The following is a 14,516-nucleotide window of genomic DNA, read 5'->3' as shown; positions in this document are numbered from 1 at the left end:
TATCGTTTTATTTCCTGTGCACAGGCTAACTATTTTTAGAAAGGCTGTCATGTACCTGACTTATTTTTTTGCTAACTTCACAGTCAGATAAAAATAAAAAAGGAAGCCGAAGCTTCCTTTTTTATGACCTATAAGACAAACTCAAACTTAATGAGCATTGTTGCCTTCTTGCGCCATTTTTTCATCAATTTCAGCCGGATTTGCTAATGCATAGTTCAACTTGTCCATATCTAACTGACCGACCCATTTTGCTACAACCAGAGTTGCCAAAGAGTTACCGACCAGATTGGTCAAGGCACGGGCTTCAGACATGAAGCGATCAATACCGAGAATCAAGGCCAGACCTGCAACCGGAATATTACCTACAGCCGCTAAGGTTGCTGCCATCACGATAAAGCCTGAACCAGTTACACCCGCTGCACCTTTAGAAGAAATGAGCAATACGAGAAGCAAGGTAATCTGGTGAGACAAATCAAGTTGCGTATTGGTCGCCTGTGCAATGAAGATTGCCGCCATTGTCAGGTAAATCGAAGTACCATCCAGGTTAAACGAATAACCTGTTGGAATGACCAGACCCACCACTGACTTTTCAGCACCTGCCAGCTCCAGTTTTTTCAGCATACGTGGCAATACAGATTCAGACGATGAAGTACCGAGTACAATCAACAGCTCTTCACGAATCAGGCGAATCATCTTGACAATGCTAAAGCCGGTAAAGCGTGCAATTGAACCCAGCACAATAAAGATAAACAGCAAACAGGTGATATAGAAGCAGATGATCAACTGAGCCAATTGTGCCAGAGAACCGATCCCATATTTACCGATCGTGAAAGCCATCGCACCGAACGCACCAATAGGCGCAAGTTTCATGATCATGTTCACGATGTTAAAGAACACATGTGAAATCTGATCTACCAGTTTGAGAACTGGCTTACCTTGTGCACCCAGTTTATGTAATGCAAAACCGAACAGGATCGCAAATAAAAGGACTTGCAGGATTTCGCCTTCAGCAAATGCTCCAACCACCGTATTTGGAATGATATTCATAAAGAAATCAACGGTAGACTGCGAAGCACCCGACTCTACATATTTAGAAATCCCGGCCGTGTCCAGCGATGCCGGATCAACATTCATCCCAACGCCTGGCTTGGCAATATTAATCACCAGAAGACCAATGATCAGCGCCATTGTTGATACGATTTCGAAGTAAAGTAGCGCGACACCACCAGTTTTACCGACTGATTTCATGCTCTCCATACCTGCGATACCGCTAACCACGGTACAGAAAATCACAGGTGCGATGATCATTTTAATTAAACGGATAAATGCATCACCCAGCGGCTTTAGTTGTTCGCCCAGACCTGGAACATATTGTTCTGCACCATTAATGATTTGTGTACCACTTGGCGAGAAATGTCCGACGAGGATACCCGCAATAATGGCTACAATCACTTGAAAATAAAGCGACTTATAAATTGGTTTTTTAGCCATAACCTTACTTCACGATATACTTCTAACCAGAAGCAATATTCAGTTTTCACTTATTTTTAAAAAACAAGCGTCCAATACTTCATTGTCTGAAACAAAAAAGTGCCTATGTATCAAAAAATTAATCTGATACTGAAATTAGAATGTGTATGTACATTTAACAATCACAGGAACACCGATCTTTAAGAAAAGTCAGTGCATTGATCAGGAGATAAAGCAAACACAAGAATTGCGTGAAATTTTAACCGCTTTTTAGACTTTTGTTTAACCCGAAATGTTAAATTTGCCTAAATACTAAACAATACCTCTTAGACTATGGTCTTATAAAACTCTAATAATTCTGCAAAATAAGAAGGTGAAATACCAATATCAGCGTAAAATATGCCAATACTTGATGAACATGATTGATCTATGCCCATGACCACAAAGCGAAATATTTATAAAGATGCCGAACATCCTTTTGCCCAGTTTATTCGTATTATTGGCAAGGGAAAAAATGGTGCACGTTCTTTAAGCTATGAAGAAGCCTATCAGGCTTTTAGCATGATCCTGAAAAATGAAGTACTGGACGTACAACTGGGCGCTTTTCTGATGCTATTACGCGTCAAAGAAGAATCCGTTGATGAACTCGCAGGCTTTGTGCAGGCGACCCGGGACCAACTGAATTTTAAGGCGCTTGATGTTGATCTGGACTGGTCATCTTATGCAGGTAAACGCAAACATTATCCTTGGTTCATTCTGGCTGCGCTTACCCTTGCTAAGCATGGCTATAATATCGTGATGCATGGTGCTTCAGGTCATACCTTGAATCGGGTCTATACCGAACAGGTACTTAACTACTTAGGCTATCCGATCTGCCAAAATGATGTTGAGGTGGAACAGCAGCTTAAAGACAAACATTTTGCTTACCTGCCATTGGAGGTGATCTCTCCAATTCTGGCTGAGTTGATCGGGCTACGTAATGTCATGGGCTTACGCTCTCCGATTCATACGCTGGCACGCCTGATTAATCCATTTAATGCCAAAGCGACTTTACAAGCCATTTTCCACCCTGCTTATCGTAGTTCACATCAGCAGTCCGCTTACAAGTTAGGCTATCAAAATAGTGCAGTCATTAAAGGTGAAGGTGGTGAGTTCGAACGTAACCCGGATGCCAAAACTTTAATCTGTGGAATTAAGAATGGCGAACTTTATGAGCACGAATTACCAAAACTGACTGACAACCGTAGTCCGATTGAAGAAGAGCTGGATCTAGCTGTGTTTAAGCAAGTATGGGAAGGTCAACGCTCACATGAATATGGGGAAATCGCAGTGGTTGAAACTATGGGCATTGCACTGTATACCATGGGCGAATATGACAGCTATGAAGTGGCGATGCAAAAAGCCAGAGAACTCTGGAATAGCCGTCTTTCAGTTTGATCAAACCAAAAAACAGACATTAAAAAAGACCACATCTGTGGTCTTTTTTTCGGTTTCGATTAAACGAAACGGATCGGTTTAAATTCCGGCTCATTTTTGTGATGATCATCATCACATTGTTCGCCTTCTTCTTTAGTGCCACGATCGATATAACCGCTACGTTCGGTTTCTGGCAGGTTTTTCATTTCCCAGGCATAGACAGCCTGCATACAGGTCTGACGCTGCTCCTGAGTCAGTGCTACACCATTTGGCCACTTGCCAATTTCAATGGCTGTTCTTAAGCGTTCTACAATCTCAGGATTGAGTACGGCAAGCATTTGTTCAATATTCATATTTAATCCTGCTTAAGATAGTCGAAGTCCTGATTCCAGCCCAGTTTGGTTCGACATGCATTATAGAAGTCATAACCTGGCGGATGCAGAAGATTCAGTTTAAAGGGATGCTTACGAATATGGACGCTATCGCCAACATTCAAAGACACACTGTGTTGTCCATCCGCACTCACCATCGGCAGTACGCGATTTTCACGAATCATCAGTTTAATTTCACTATGCCCTCCGACCACAATCGGACGTGAAGACAAGGTATGCGGATGCATCGGCACCAGCACAATTGCATCCATACTTGGATGCACAATCGGCCCACCACCGGAAAGCGCATAGGCTGTTGAACCGGTCGGTGTAGATACAATCAGACCATCACTATGCTGGCGATAGACATATTGTCCATCAATATTCAGCTCGAAATCGATCATATGCACCGATTTACCGGAGTGCAAGACCACATCATTCAGGGCAATCGCATCATAGATGATTTCACCTTTGGAGCGAACTTCCATTTCCAGCAAGAAACGGCGTTCTGCCTGAAAATCACCTTTTAATACCTGATCCAGTTTAAAGATGACTTCAGTTGGCTTGATATCTGTCAGGAAGCCCAAACGACCACGGTTCACCCCGATCACTGGCGTATTGTATTTTACCAATGCCCGCGCTGCATGTAACAGTGAACCATCCCCACCTACCACAATCACCAGATCAACCACTTCGCCCAACAAGGCGCGGCTAACTGTTTGGGTATTCTGATAAGGAACCAGTTCAGCTGTATCTGCATCAAAAACAGGATGTAGACCTAAATTGAGCAGATGATCGTGGATCAGGCATAAGGTTTCAACCACTGAAGATTTATCCGGGCGTCCAATCAACCCGATATTTCGAAATGTCTTGTGGGAAATTTGCACCAGTGTCGTCGCTCCGCTTCGAATCCTGCTTATCATAACATTAAGCTTGAATAGGATGACAATTTATAACATGACAAAGCTGTGCAGGATTGAATTGAAATAGATTGAAATTAAGGAGAAAATGTGAAGTTTAATTTTAATTTTAATCTCAATAATTGATTAAATATTGCAAAATAATGAAAAGCTTCGCATGATTAGCACAATTTCACAGGGTCTTATCGTCATTTATGAAATCTGAACGAGGTATGGGGTTCATTGCCTTAATCTTCTCCATTCTAGTCATTTCTGCATTTGTAGCATTTAGTATCTATTTGATTAAATTAGATAATATTGTGCGTGAAAAATTTGAAGGTCAACGCTGGGATATTCCGGCCAAGGTTTTCGCACGCCCGATGGAAGTGTATGTAAATGCCCCGGTCAGCCAGCAGGATTTCCAACAAGAATTAAAATTACTGGGTTATAAAGGTTCAGACAGCTATACCAAATCGGGCAGCTTTGTCAGCACTGGCAATACCATGTATGTGCATACCCGTGGCTTTGATTTTGGCGATCGCGTTGAACCTGAACAGGTATTGAAAGTCAGCTTTGATGGCGATCAGATTGCTGAAGTAAGTGCGACCAAACCCTCTTCTAGCGGGATTGCCCGTCTGGAACCTTTATTGATTGGTGGTATTTATCCACAGCATAATGAAGACCGTGTGCTGATTAAGCTCAATAAAGTGCCTAAACCGTTAATTGACGCATTAATTGCCACTGAAGACCGTAATTTCTACAATCACCATGGTGTATCTCCACGCGGGATTGCACGTGCAGTGGTAAGTAATATTACTGGTGGTAAACGTCAAGGTGGTTCAACCCTCACCCAGCAGCTGGTCAAGAATTTCTACTTAACACCAGAACGCACCTTAAAACGTAAGGTGAATGAAGCCTTTATGGCAATGCTGATTGAATTGCATTATGGCAAAGATGAGATTCTGGAAGCCTATTTAAATGAAGTGAATCTGGGCCAAAATGGCAACTATTCCATAAATGGTTATGGTCTGGCTTCACAATTTTATTTTGGCTTGCCGTTACGTGAACTGAATATTTCTCAACAGGCCTTTTTAGTCGGTCTGGTACAAGGTCCAAGCCTGTATAACCCATGGCGTAATCCTGAACTTGCGAAAAAACGTCGTGATGTGGTTCTAAATAATATGCTGGTAATGGGTAATCTGACCCAAGATCAGTATGAAACAGAAACTGCCCGTCCGCTGAACGTCATTTCCAAACCAACTTTAGGCCCTGCTCGCTTCCCGGATTTTCTGGATATCGTTCGCCGTCAGTTGCGTACCGAATATCAGGAAACTGATTTAACCAACCAGGGTCTGCGTATTTTCACAACCTTAGATCCATTGGCACAAACCCGAATTCAAGACAGCTTTAAGGAAAGTGTAGCCCGTTTAAGCAAAGCCAATCCAGGCCGTCTAAAAGATTTGCAGGGCGCTGTTCTGGTCGCACACCCTGAAAATGGCGAACTGGTTGCAGCGGTAGGTTCTACCCAGGACTTTACCGGTTTTAACCGTACTTTAGATGCCAAGCGTCAGGTGGGTTCATTACTCAAACCGGTGATTTATCTGACAGCGCTAGAATCGAATCGTTATCACTGGGCCAGTCCAATTGAAGACAGTCAGATCACCATTCAAAGTGATGGCAAACCCTGGACACCGAAAAACTATAGTGGTAGCGCACATGGTGTAGTACCGATGTCTCTTGCCCTGTCACAATCCTATAACCTGTCTGCGGTACGTTTGGCACAGGAATTTGGCCTGTCGACCTTTATTAACCATCTGCAAAAATTCGGTGTGACTTCTGACATTCCTTCTTATCCATCTATTTATTTAGGTGCAGTAGACATGTCACCGATGGAAGTGATGAATATTTACGGTAACTTCGCAACAGGTGGCTTTAAATATCCGGTGAAATCGATTCGTTCTGTAGTCGATGCGAATGGCCGCTCGCTTGAACGTTACAGCTTAAGTGTTCAGCCGACGATTGATCCAGCATCAGCCTATGCTCTGAATTATGGTTTACAACAGGTCATGTCGAGTGGTACTGGTCGTTCTGCCTATAACAGTTTGCCACGCAACCTGAATCTGGCGGGTAAATCGGGTACGACAAACGATACCCGTGATTCATGGTTTGCAGGTTATTCTGGCAACTATATGACAGTGGTCTGGTTAGGTCTGGATGACAACAAAGCCACTGGATTAACCGGTTCTTCAGGTGCACTTCCGGTCTGGACCAATGTCATGAAACAGCTGCGTCAGAAGCCGGTGAATCTGGCTCAGCCTAATGAAATTGAATGGCACTGGCTGGACCGTTATACAGGTAAACTGACTGCCCAAGGCTGTGATGGTGCCATGTATATTCCGATTTCACGTCATGCCTTGCCTAATCAGGCAACTGCTTGTGGCATCTCGCATTACGCCACTGAACCTTATACGATTGATTCAGAACCTTCACCAGAAGATGAGGAAGATGATGATCTCAGTCGTTATATACAAGAAAGTGAAACAGAAATAGAACGCGAAGTTGCTAAACAAACCCGTATTATCGCGAGTGGAAGTTATAGCCAATAATTGAGTCTATGTTTATGTTAAGAAAATTGATTCCTGGTCTGCTCATCCTCGGTCTGGTGGGCTGCCAAAGCATGTCGGAGCCAGAACAGCCTGCGGCTCCTACTAAACCTCCGGTTCAGCAGAAACCAAAATCCTCTACACCTGATGGTGTAGTGATTACGCCCTATGATCGACCGGAGATTAAACGTCAGAAGATTGTGATCCCTGAGCAAAAGCCTCAGGCACAAAAGTTTGATGATGGACGTAACTTACCTGCATTTAAAAAATTGATGCAGCAAACTCAGCAGGCCTATAGCAAGCAGCAATATAATCAAGCTGAAACTTCTGCAGTACAAGCTCAGCGTTTGGCGCCCCAAGCTTCAGAAACTTATCTGTATCTTGGCTTGATCGCAAACCGTAAAAACCAGCCGGCCCGTGCAGATGCTTTCGCCTTACGTGGTTTGAGCTATGCGCAGACCAATGCAATGAAAAAGCAGCTCTGGCAGGTGCGCCTGAAAGCAGCTCAACTGCAAAAAAATACCAAAGCCATTCAGCAAGCTCAGCAGGCCTTAAAGAAATTTTAAGGCCCTGGCTTGAGCCCGGTTATTTATAATTAACTTCTGACTTAAACATAACGGATCCCTGCAATCCCATAAGCATGCTGGTTTTGAGCATGGTCTAGATCTTCAGCTTTTATACCGCCTAAGGCAAATACAGGAATCTGTACCTGTTCAGCCATCTGTTTAAATTTTTCCCAGCCTAAAGCTGCGGTATCAGGATGTGTTTCTGTTGCCAGTACCGGGCTGAGTAAAGCTGCTTCACAGCCTATGTTTTCTGCATGTTTTAATGCTTCCAGATCGTGACAGGCTGCAAGATAACGATAGCCACCAGCTAACTCCCCTTTTTGCAGTTGCATCAATTGAGACTGTTTCAGGTGAAGCGTACGAATGGTTTGCTGCTGCAATTCATTCAATTGTGACCAAAGTTCCTGATTAATGATCAATCTGGATAACTGATCGACTGGAATCTGCTGTAACTGGCTAATGTGTTCAGGGCTGGCCATTACTCGCCAATACAGCATCTGGTCTGTTTCCAGATTATTCAGGTGACTCAAGTCTTCAGAAATTTTGATCTTTCTCGGCCATTGCAGCTTTTGAATCATGGCCTGATTGGCTTTAGGAAAATTTAGTTCACTGAGTTCATCCCGGCTATACCAGCGCCAAGGCTGCTTGATTCCAGCTAATTGTTCTGGCTGAACCGAAGCATGGAAAATATGCAGATTGACGATGACATCTTCATATTCATGCGAAATAAAATCAAAAGCCTGCCATTGTTCGATGTCAATTCCGACTTCTTCAATCACTTCACGTCGACATGCCTCTATAGGCAATTCGCCCTGTTCTACTTTTCCGCCTGGAAACTCATATTTATTGCCCTGATGCTGTTTAGCTTCACGCCAACCGACCAGAACCTGATTGTGATGAAATAAAATAGCGATTGCGACATGAATTGTGGCTTTAGACATAATGTTCTGAACTATTGAAGTTTTACAGATTGTAAGCAAATTAGAGTTTTTTATAAATGCAGCAATTATTCGTTGACAGATCTATTCGATAATGATTATCATTTAAATCAATCCAAAACACACCACGGAGTCGACGGAATGAACGCACCATTTAGCCTATTTACCCGCAATAATGATACTCAGCATGCGCTACCGATGTTGCATTCGAACAATTTATTTGCGCTAGGACGAGAAATCCGGATCATGCATGCGGGTGAAGAATACCGTCTACGTTTGACTCGTAACAATCGTCTCATCCTGACTAAGTAATTTAAATACTCCAAAAATAATAAACGTGGGAACAGGCAGTATGAATCAGCGCATACTGCTTTTTTTAATTGCTATATCTAATATCTTTATTCTTCAGATTGAAAAATTAATGAAACTTTAAGCCCACCCAAAACTGACGGCGCATAATCAATCTTGGCCGTATGTAACTGCATAATCTTTTGACAAATCGACAATCCCAAACCTGAACCTTGTGTTCGCGTGCCCAAGGCGCGGTAAAAACGCTCACCTAAACGTTGAACAACTTCTTCCTGAATTCCCTCTCCCGAATTTTCAATCATAAGTTGTAGATTCTGACCTTCAACTATCGTCCTGATTTCGACCTGTCCCTGCATCGGCGTGTAACGAATGGCATTATCAACCAGATTGCGGATACAGCTAAAAATCAGCTCTGCATTTGCTTCAATCACTGCATCTTCAAGTTTTAAGTTCCAGTGGATCTCTTTTTCCTGAGCAAAAGGTTGTAAAGCTTGTAAGACCTCCTGAACCAATACTTTAAGATTCACCTGCTGTTTGGGCAACTGCTCTGCATGTTCTGGATCAAGCCGAGCCAATAGCAGTAAGTTTTCCAGAATCTGCGTTCCGCGGTTGACGTCATTCTGAATCATCTGTAACGCTTGCCTAAGTTGAGCATCTTCCTGATATTTACGTTTCAGCACCTGTAAACGCATTTGAATGGCAGACAATGGGGAACGCAACTCATGTGAAGCATCGGCAGTAAAACGTTGCTCGGCAGCCAATGACTTTCCCAGCCTGCTCAACATGGCATTCAGCTGACGGACAATCGGTTGCAGTTCAGTAATTTCAGGATCAGGACTTTGAACCGGAGTGAGATCCTGTGCAGATTTAGAACCGATTTCTCGGGAAATTTTATTTAAAGGTCTTAATTGCCGCTTAATGGCAAAACGTAAAATCAGCCACTGTAATATCCATAGGATAAATAAAATCCCGGCGAAACTTAAAGTCGTTTGCCAAAGCTCATCAAAGCGTACCGAAAGCGGTTGTACCACTTTCACTTTCAAATCTTGATCTTCAGCAATCAGAATTCGAATAAAATGACCATTTTCATAATCAAAGTGAAACCCGTTTTTCTGTGCAACTGGTATCTCATTAATCAGTTCATCATCAATTGAAGTGGTCAGTACCTGCTGATTCAGTAGTAAGGCATATTGAATATCAAACTGCTCACTGATTTCATCAACCTGCGTATTTTTGGCCTGGTTAACATCTCCCAGAAGTAACTCTGAAATTTCCTCCATCAGGTCATCATGCAGATCAATCGCCTGATAGCTGGAAATTCCCAATAACAGCAGCCACGCCAGAAATCCTGCCAGTATGGAACTGAACATGGCATGTTGAATCAGCCGACTTTGCAGGGAAATGGGTGCCTTCATATGGAGGCCTCGGGTTTATGCATCCGGTAGCCCAAGCCACGAATGGTTTTAATCATCTGACTGCCAATTTTTTTACGTAGCTGATAAATAAAGACTTCAATCGCATTGCTTTCGATTTCATCTCCCCAGGCATAGAGTGATTCTTCCAGCTGTTCTCGGGTAATGATATGTTCTGGTTTTTGCATCAGCTTATATAAAATCTGGAATTCTTTTGCAGTCAGATTAATGCTCTGTTCCGCCTTCATTACGGTCTTGGCCTGAGTATCCAGACTAAGATCCTGCCATTCCAGGATATGATTTGGCGTTTGCTGTTTCTGTCTGAGCTGGGCACGTACGCGAGCGGAAAGTTCTTCCAGACTGAAAGGTTTTACCAGATAATCATTGGCCCCCAGATCGAGTCCTGCAACCCGATCATGAATACTGTCCTTGGCGGTGATAAATATAACGGGCGTATCTTTCTGTTTATTGCGCAAGCTTTTAAGAATGTCATCTCCAGTTGCATTCGGCAGGCTACGATCCAGCAAAATACAGTCATACTGATGCTGTTGAATCGCCAGAATGGCATGATCCCCACGATCAACCCGATCAATCACATAACCGTCCATTTCCAGCCAGGTTTGAATACTTTCCGCCTGAGATTCATCATCCTCTGCCAAAAGAATACGCATGCTATGCTCCGCTTATTTTATCTTTCTATCTTGCCTTGAAAAAGTTCCAGACTCAAAAAAAAAACCACATGCTTTTTGGTAACTTGCATGTGGTTTTTTGTTGCTGTCTTCAGATTCAGTTCAGGAAATTATGCTGAAATTAGAACTGAACTTGGTCGACATCAATTTCAACACGTTTCGCAGGTTTATAGTCAATGTCTACTTCACCAATGATTACCACAGGTGTTTTAGCTGATACAGGTTTACCCTGCCAAAGTTCATCATCAATTTCGACAGTAATGGTGCCAGTATTATCGCGGAACTGGTATTTTTCATCACCGACAGCTTTTACCACATAACCTTTCAGCTGAACCTTGCTGTCATCTTTCATGGTCAATGCTTGCTTAACTGTAGTCGTTTTAGCAAATGCAGCCTGATTCACCGCAGTTTCACTACTCGCAACTGCGACAGTCCCAATTGAACCCATTAATGCTGCTGCTAAAACAGTATTCATCATCATTTTCATTGCAGTTACCTCTTTTTAAAGTCTTGCCCTGTTTCGATAATGCTATTAAAACAGCCAAAGATGAATTGAATCTTAAGATTACTTCATCTTCAGAATTTAATTTAATGGCACAACTCTTAAAACCTCTTCAAGCGTGGTGACCCCTTCCAGAATCTTGCGAGCACCGGCAATCCGTAAAGGTTCTACCCCTTCTTTTTTTGCCTGCTGACGTAACTGATTCAGGTTAGCATCCGCTCCGATCAATTGCTTGGTGGTCAGGCTGAGCGGCATAAATTCATAAATCCCGATTCGGCCTTTATAACCGGTATGGCGACACTCTTCACAACCAACCGCTTTAAAGACAAATTCTGGGCGTGGTAAAGGATAGTCCACTGCCAGATGTTGCCATTCCTGCTCATCCAGGAAACTCTCCTGCTTACAATGTGGGCATAGCTTACGCACCAGACGTTGAGCCAGAACCCCTAGGATAGTCGCTGCTGTTAAAAATGGTTGTACGCCCAGATCATGCAAGCGGGTCAGACTCGACGGCGCATCATTAGTATGCAGGGTAGAAAGTACCAAGTGACCGGTTAATGCTGCCTGAATCGCCATATTGGCCGTATCTTGGTCACGAATCTCGCCGACCATAATAATGTCAGGATCCTGACGCATCAGTGCACGTACACCATCTGCAAAGCCCAGTTCAATTCCGTTATTGACCTGCATCTGGTTAAAGCTTGGTTCCAGCATCTCGATCGGATCTTCAATCGTGCAGACATTCACCTGCTCAGTCGCAAGCTGCTTTAAAGTGGAATACAGTGTGGTGGTTTTACCAGAACCGGTCGGTCCGGTGACCAGAATAATACCGTGACTATGGCTGGTCAGATTATTCCAGTCATTGAGCAGATGCCCTTCGAAACCGAGCTGCTGAAAACTTCTGACCAGAACTTCTGGGTCAAATATACGCATTACCAGCTTTTCACCAAATGCGGTGGGTAAGGTCGATAAACGCAGTTCTGTTTCCTGCCCTTTTGGAGTCCGAGTTTTTAAACGACCATCCTGTGGTTTACGTTTTTCTGCCACATTCATCCGGCCCAGAATCTTGATTCGGGAAATAACTGCGGTCAAGGTATTGGCTGGCATGTTATAGATGGTATGCAATACTCCATCAATCCGGAAACGGATCTTGCCGGTGTCTTTGCGCGGTTCCATATGAATATCACTGGCACCCTGCTCAAAGGCAAATTGCAGCACCCAGTCTACCAGTTTCACGATATGCTGGTCATTGGCATCCGGATTCTGTGAATCACCCAGTTGCAGTAAGGCTTCTACGCCTTTATTTTCCCGGTCATAAGCAGATGATTTTTGTGAGCCACTGACTGCACGACTCACCTGATAATATTCAACAATATAACGCTGGAGCTGTTCCGGATTGAGCAATACCCGTTCAATTTTTTTTGGTGCAATATTCTGTTCGAGGTTTGAGACCCATTCAGTTTTATAAGGCTGATCTGTAGCAATCAGAACTTTATCTGGTTGAATTTCTACTGCCAGAATACGGTTACGCAATGCATATTCCTGTGACATGACATTGGTCAAGGCCTGCACATCAGCTTTGAGCGGATCGATAATATAGAACATTAAACCGGTTTTTTCTGCCAGCCACTGGCATAAGCGGTTGAGTGTCAAAGTACTTTGAGGATGGGACTGATCAACCAGACTAAAGTGCGCGATCCATTGTAAGGGATGCCATTTTATTTGTTCACGTTGACGATGTGTGGTCTGAACTCGCATCCGGTCACGTTCAGTTATTTTTCCGTCTTTTAAAAGCTGATCCAAACACCAGCCTGTATCAATTTCAAAATCAAATTTCATGATCGATGGTCCCCAAAACTGCCTCCACTATAACAAGTTTTTCCTGTTTTTCGCATTCCATCGCGACTTCCAAACTTAAAAGCAATATTGTTTCTCATAAATGATAAACACATCACATGGGTTTGAGTTCATAACCTTTTTCTGCTTGTCGATGTGTCAATTTTTCGCCTATATTTCAATCAGGATATCTTATTCAATCGCTGAGACCGGGTATGGATTTAAACGTAGTTCCCTTAAATGAAAGTAGTTCCTTTCATGAGCTGCTTACCCTCCTGACCGCCGCCTTAGGATGTGGCTTATTGATTGGTCTGGAACGTGAACGGCATAAACAGCGTGAAGAACAGGCCAGTTTTGCCGGGCTACGCTCTTTTGCGATCTGTGCTTTATTAGGCGCATTGTGCTTTTTATTCGGAATGGCAATGGGCCTAGCTGGTGCACTCATTATTGGCGGTATTGTCATTTTTTCTATCCGAAATCAGATAGAAGACCCTGGGATAACCACTGAATTGGCCTTTATCATGACCTATTTTATTGGGGCGATTTGTTTATGGAATATTCCTCTGGCTGCAGGACTAGCAGTTCTGATCACGATAATTTTAATGGCCAAACACTCTATGCATAATATTGCCGGACAGTGGATTACTGAGGCTGAATTTAGGGATGGATTACTATTATTAGCCTTGATTCTGATTGGTTTACCGCTAACCCCTGACCGGCCTTTATGGGGTGAAGTGCTGAACCCTTATCTGATTTTAAAATTAGTAACTCTAATACTGGTAGTTCAAGCTTTGGCACATATCGCTAAACGTTTCTTTTCAACTAAAAATGCTTTGATGCTGTCTTCAATTGCTTCAGGTTTTGTTTCCAGTACCGCAACTATTGCTCAACTGGGGATACAGGTCCGTAAAGGTGAAATGGATGCAAAATCCAATGCTGGTGCTGCCCTGATGTCCTGCATTTCGACATTAGTTCTATTGTTTATTGTAGTGGGAGGCGTTTCTTGGGACTGGCTAAAAATTCTGCTCCTACCTTCATTGGTGGCTATGCTTATTCTGGCTGCATGTGCATTTGTATTATTACATAAAGCTGAACCTGCTAAAAATCAGGAGTCTCCAGAATCTTCTGATAGTAAAATGTTTAGTCTCAAAGAAGCTGTGATTATCGCTGCTGCATTAACCCTGATTCAGGCTGGAGTTTACGGGTTGGAAATATTACTGGGCAATGCTGGTCTTCTGGCTGGTACTTTATTTGCGTCCTTATTTGAAATTCATGCCGCAATGGCCAGTGTGGTCATTCAAGGAGATCCCTCCAATACCCGTTTGATCTATGCCTTACTCCTAGGCTTAGGCGCTCATGCTTTGGCTAAGTCGGTCAATGCAGCCTTAACAGGCGGCTTTAAATTCGCATTGTATTTTGCGCCCATACAGATTTTACATATGGCGGTGTTGATCGGTATTTTTTGGTGGATGGTATTTTGATTGTTAAGTATATTTAAATAGTTA

General features: G+C 43.1%; 13 protein-coding genes. 5 read left to right on the top strand and 8 right to left on the bottom strand.

The window, feature by feature from the left end; translation table 11 throughout:
• Positions 1 to 147: 147 nt before the first annotated feature.
• Entirely contained in the window at positions 148 to 1,491 is a 1,344-nt protein-coding gene (locus tag FTU01_RS09965; protein WP_005236469.1) for a dicarboxylate/amino acid:cation symporter, read from the bottom strand.
• A gap of 414 nt (positions 1,492 to 1,905) precedes the next feature.
• On the opposite strand from FTU01_RS09965, the gene FTU01_RS09960 reads away from it, so the two are divergent.
• A complete protein-coding gene (locus tag FTU01_RS09960) occupies positions 1,906 to 2,907 on the top strand; it encodes a glycosyl transferase family protein (RefSeq protein WP_180138951.1) in 1,002 nt (333 codons plus the stop codon).
• A 59-nt stretch (positions 2,908 to 2,966) separates the two neighbouring features.
• Here the strand turns inward: FTU01_RS09960 and FTU01_RS09955 are convergent, their stop codons facing one another.
• Both FTU01_RS09955 and FTU01_RS09950 read right to left on the bottom strand, forming a co-directional pair.
• Positions 2,967 to 3,239 (bottom strand): YeaC family protein, encoded by a 273-nt coding sequence (locus FTU01_RS09955; RefSeq protein WP_004784238.1) that lies wholly within the window; start codon positions 3,237 to 3,239, stop codon positions 2,967 to 2,969.
• A 2-nt stretch (positions 3,240 to 3,241) separates the two neighbouring features.
• Positions 3,242 to 4,180 carry an NAD(+) kinase gene (locus tag FTU01_RS09950; RefSeq protein ID WP_125279078.1) on the bottom strand — a complete coding sequence of 313 codons (939 nt, stop codon included), beginning with the start codon at positions 4,178 to 4,180 and terminating at the stop codon, positions 3,242 to 3,244.
• 191 nt (positions 4,181 to 4,371) lie between these two features.
• Between FTU01_RS09950 and mrcB the strand changes: the two genes are divergently transcribed.
• The gene (gene mrcB, locus FTU01_RS09945) at positions 4,372 to 6,762 is read left to right on the top strand and encodes a penicillin-binding protein 1B (protein WP_180138949.1); all 2,391 of its coding nucleotides are present in this window, start codon (positions 4,372 to 4,374) and stop codon (positions 6,760 to 6,762) included.
• Positions 6,763 to 6,776: 14 nt separating this feature from the next.
• Positions 6,777 to 7,325 carry a tetratricopeptide repeat protein gene (locus FTU01_RS09940; protein WP_125279080.1) on the top strand — a complete coding sequence of 183 codons (549 nt, stop codon included), beginning with the start codon at positions 6,777 to 6,779 and terminating at the stop codon, positions 7,323 to 7,325.
• Positions 7,326 to 7,366: 41 nt separating this feature from the next.
• Here FTU01_RS09940 and FTU01_RS09935 read toward each other — a convergent pair whose 3' ends face one another.
• Entirely contained in the window at positions 7,367 to 8,266 is a 900-nt protein-coding gene (locus FTU01_RS09935; RefSeq protein ID WP_125279081.1) for an NUDIX domain-containing protein, read from the bottom strand.
• Positions 8,267 to 8,404: 138 nt separating this feature from the next.
• On the opposite strand from FTU01_RS09935, the gene hemP reads away from it, so the two are divergent.
• Positions 8,405 to 8,575, top strand: coding sequence for a hemin uptake protein HemP (gene hemP / locus FTU01_RS09930; protein ID WP_004784247.1), 171 nt, complete (start codon positions 8,405 to 8,407; stop codon positions 8,573 to 8,575).
• Between the two features lie 86 nt (positions 8,576 to 8,661).
• On the opposite strand, the gene FTU01_RS09925 is transcribed toward hemP, so the two are convergent.
• The 4 genes from FTU01_RS09925 to FTU01_RS09910 all read right to left on the bottom strand — a co-directional run bounded on the left by FTU01_RS09925 (position 8,662) and on the right by FTU01_RS09910 (position 13,014).
• Positions 8,662 to 9,987, bottom strand: coding sequence for a HAMP domain-containing sensor histidine kinase (locus FTU01_RS09925; RefSeq protein WP_180138947.1), 1,326 nt, complete (start codon positions 9,985 to 9,987; stop codon positions 8,662 to 8,664).
• Entirely contained in the window at positions 9,984 to 10,655 is a 672-nt protein-coding gene (locus FTU01_RS09920; RefSeq protein WP_180138945.1) for a response regulator transcription factor, read from the bottom strand. The genes FTU01_RS09925 and FTU01_RS09920 overlap by 4 nt, the downstream gene beginning before the upstream one ends.
• 139 nt (positions 10,656 to 10,794) lie before the next feature.
• Positions 10,795 to 11,160, bottom strand: a complete 366-nt coding sequence (locus FTU01_RS09915; protein ID WP_034170733.1) for a NirD/YgiW/YdeI family stress tolerance protein — start codon at positions 11,158 to 11,160, stop codon at positions 10,795 to 10,797.
• Between the two features lie 96 nt (positions 11,161 to 11,256).
• Positions 11,257 to 13,014: a GspE/PulE family protein gene (locus FTU01_RS09910; protein WP_180033818.1), complete on the bottom strand. Its 1,758-nt coding sequence runs from the start codon at positions 13,012 to 13,014 to the stop codon at positions 11,257 to 11,259.
• Positions 13,015 to 13,226: 212 nt separating this feature from the next.
• Between FTU01_RS09910 and FTU01_RS09905 the strand changes: the two genes are divergently transcribed.
• Positions 13,227 to 14,492, top strand: a complete 1,266-nt coding sequence (locus tag FTU01_RS09905) for an MgtC/SapB family protein (protein ID WP_180138943.1) — start codon at positions 13,227 to 13,229, stop codon at positions 14,490 to 14,492.
• Positions 14,493 to 14,516 lie beyond the last annotated feature (24 nt).

The organism is Acinetobacter sp. YH12043, assembly GCF_013419915.1.
In the GTDB taxonomy this organism is placed as follows: domain Bacteria; phylum Pseudomonadota; class Gammaproteobacteria; order Pseudomonadales; family Moraxellaceae; genus Acinetobacter.
The sequence above is the reverse complement of the archived record's forward strand: the minus strand, read 5'-3'. Positions and strand labels throughout refer to the sequence as shown.

Excerpts from the sequence above, each read along its gene's own strand:
- FTU01_RS09965 (WP_005236469.1), bottom strand. The coding sequence starts at position 1,491 with ATGGCTAAAAAACCAATTTATAAGTCGCTTTATTTTCAAGTGATTGTA.
- FTU01_RS09960 (WP_180138951.1), top strand. The coding sequence starts at position 1,906 with ATGACCACAAAGCGAAATATTTATAAAGATGCCGAACATCCTTTTGCC.
- FTU01_RS09955 (WP_004784238.1), bottom strand. The coding sequence starts at position 3,239 with ATGAATATTGAACAAATGCTTGCCGTACTCAATCCTGAGATTGTAGAA.
- FTU01_RS09950 (WP_125279078.1), bottom strand. The coding sequence starts at position 4,180 with ATGATAAGCAGGATTCGAAGCGGAGCGACGACACTGGTGCAAATTTCC.
- mrcB (WP_180138949.1), top strand. The coding sequence starts at position 4,372 with ATGAAATCTGAACGAGGTATGGGGTTCATTGCCTTAATCTTCTCCATT.
- FTU01_RS09940 (WP_125279080.1), top strand. The coding sequence starts at position 6,777 with ATGTTAAGAAAATTGATTCCTGGTCTGCTCATCCTCGGTCTGGTGGGC.
- FTU01_RS09935 (WP_125279081.1), bottom strand. The coding sequence starts at position 8,266 with ATGTCTAAAGCCACAATTCATGTCGCAATCGCTATTTTATTTCATCAC.
- hemP (WP_004784247.1), top strand. The coding sequence starts at position 8,405 with ATGAACGCACCATTTAGCCTATTTACCCGCAATAATGATACTCAGCAT.
- FTU01_RS09925 (WP_180138947.1), bottom strand. The coding sequence starts at position 9,987 with ATGAAGGCACCCATTTCCCTGCAAAGTCGGCTGATTCAACATGCCATG.
- FTU01_RS09920 (WP_180138945.1), bottom strand. The coding sequence starts at position 10,655 with ATGCGTATTCTTTTGGCAGAGGATGATGAATCTCAGGCGGAAAGTATT.
- FTU01_RS09915 (WP_034170733.1), bottom strand. The coding sequence starts at position 11,160 with ATGAAAATGATGATGAATACTGTTTTAGCAGCAGCATTAATGGGTTCA.
- FTU01_RS09910 (WP_180033818.1), bottom strand. The coding sequence starts at position 13,014 with ATGAAATTTGATTTTGAAATTGATACAGGCTGGTGTTTGGATCAGCTT.
- FTU01_RS09905 (WP_180138943.1), top strand. The coding sequence starts at position 13,227 with ATGGATTTAAACGTAGTTCCCTTAAATGAAAGTAGTTCCTTTCATGAG.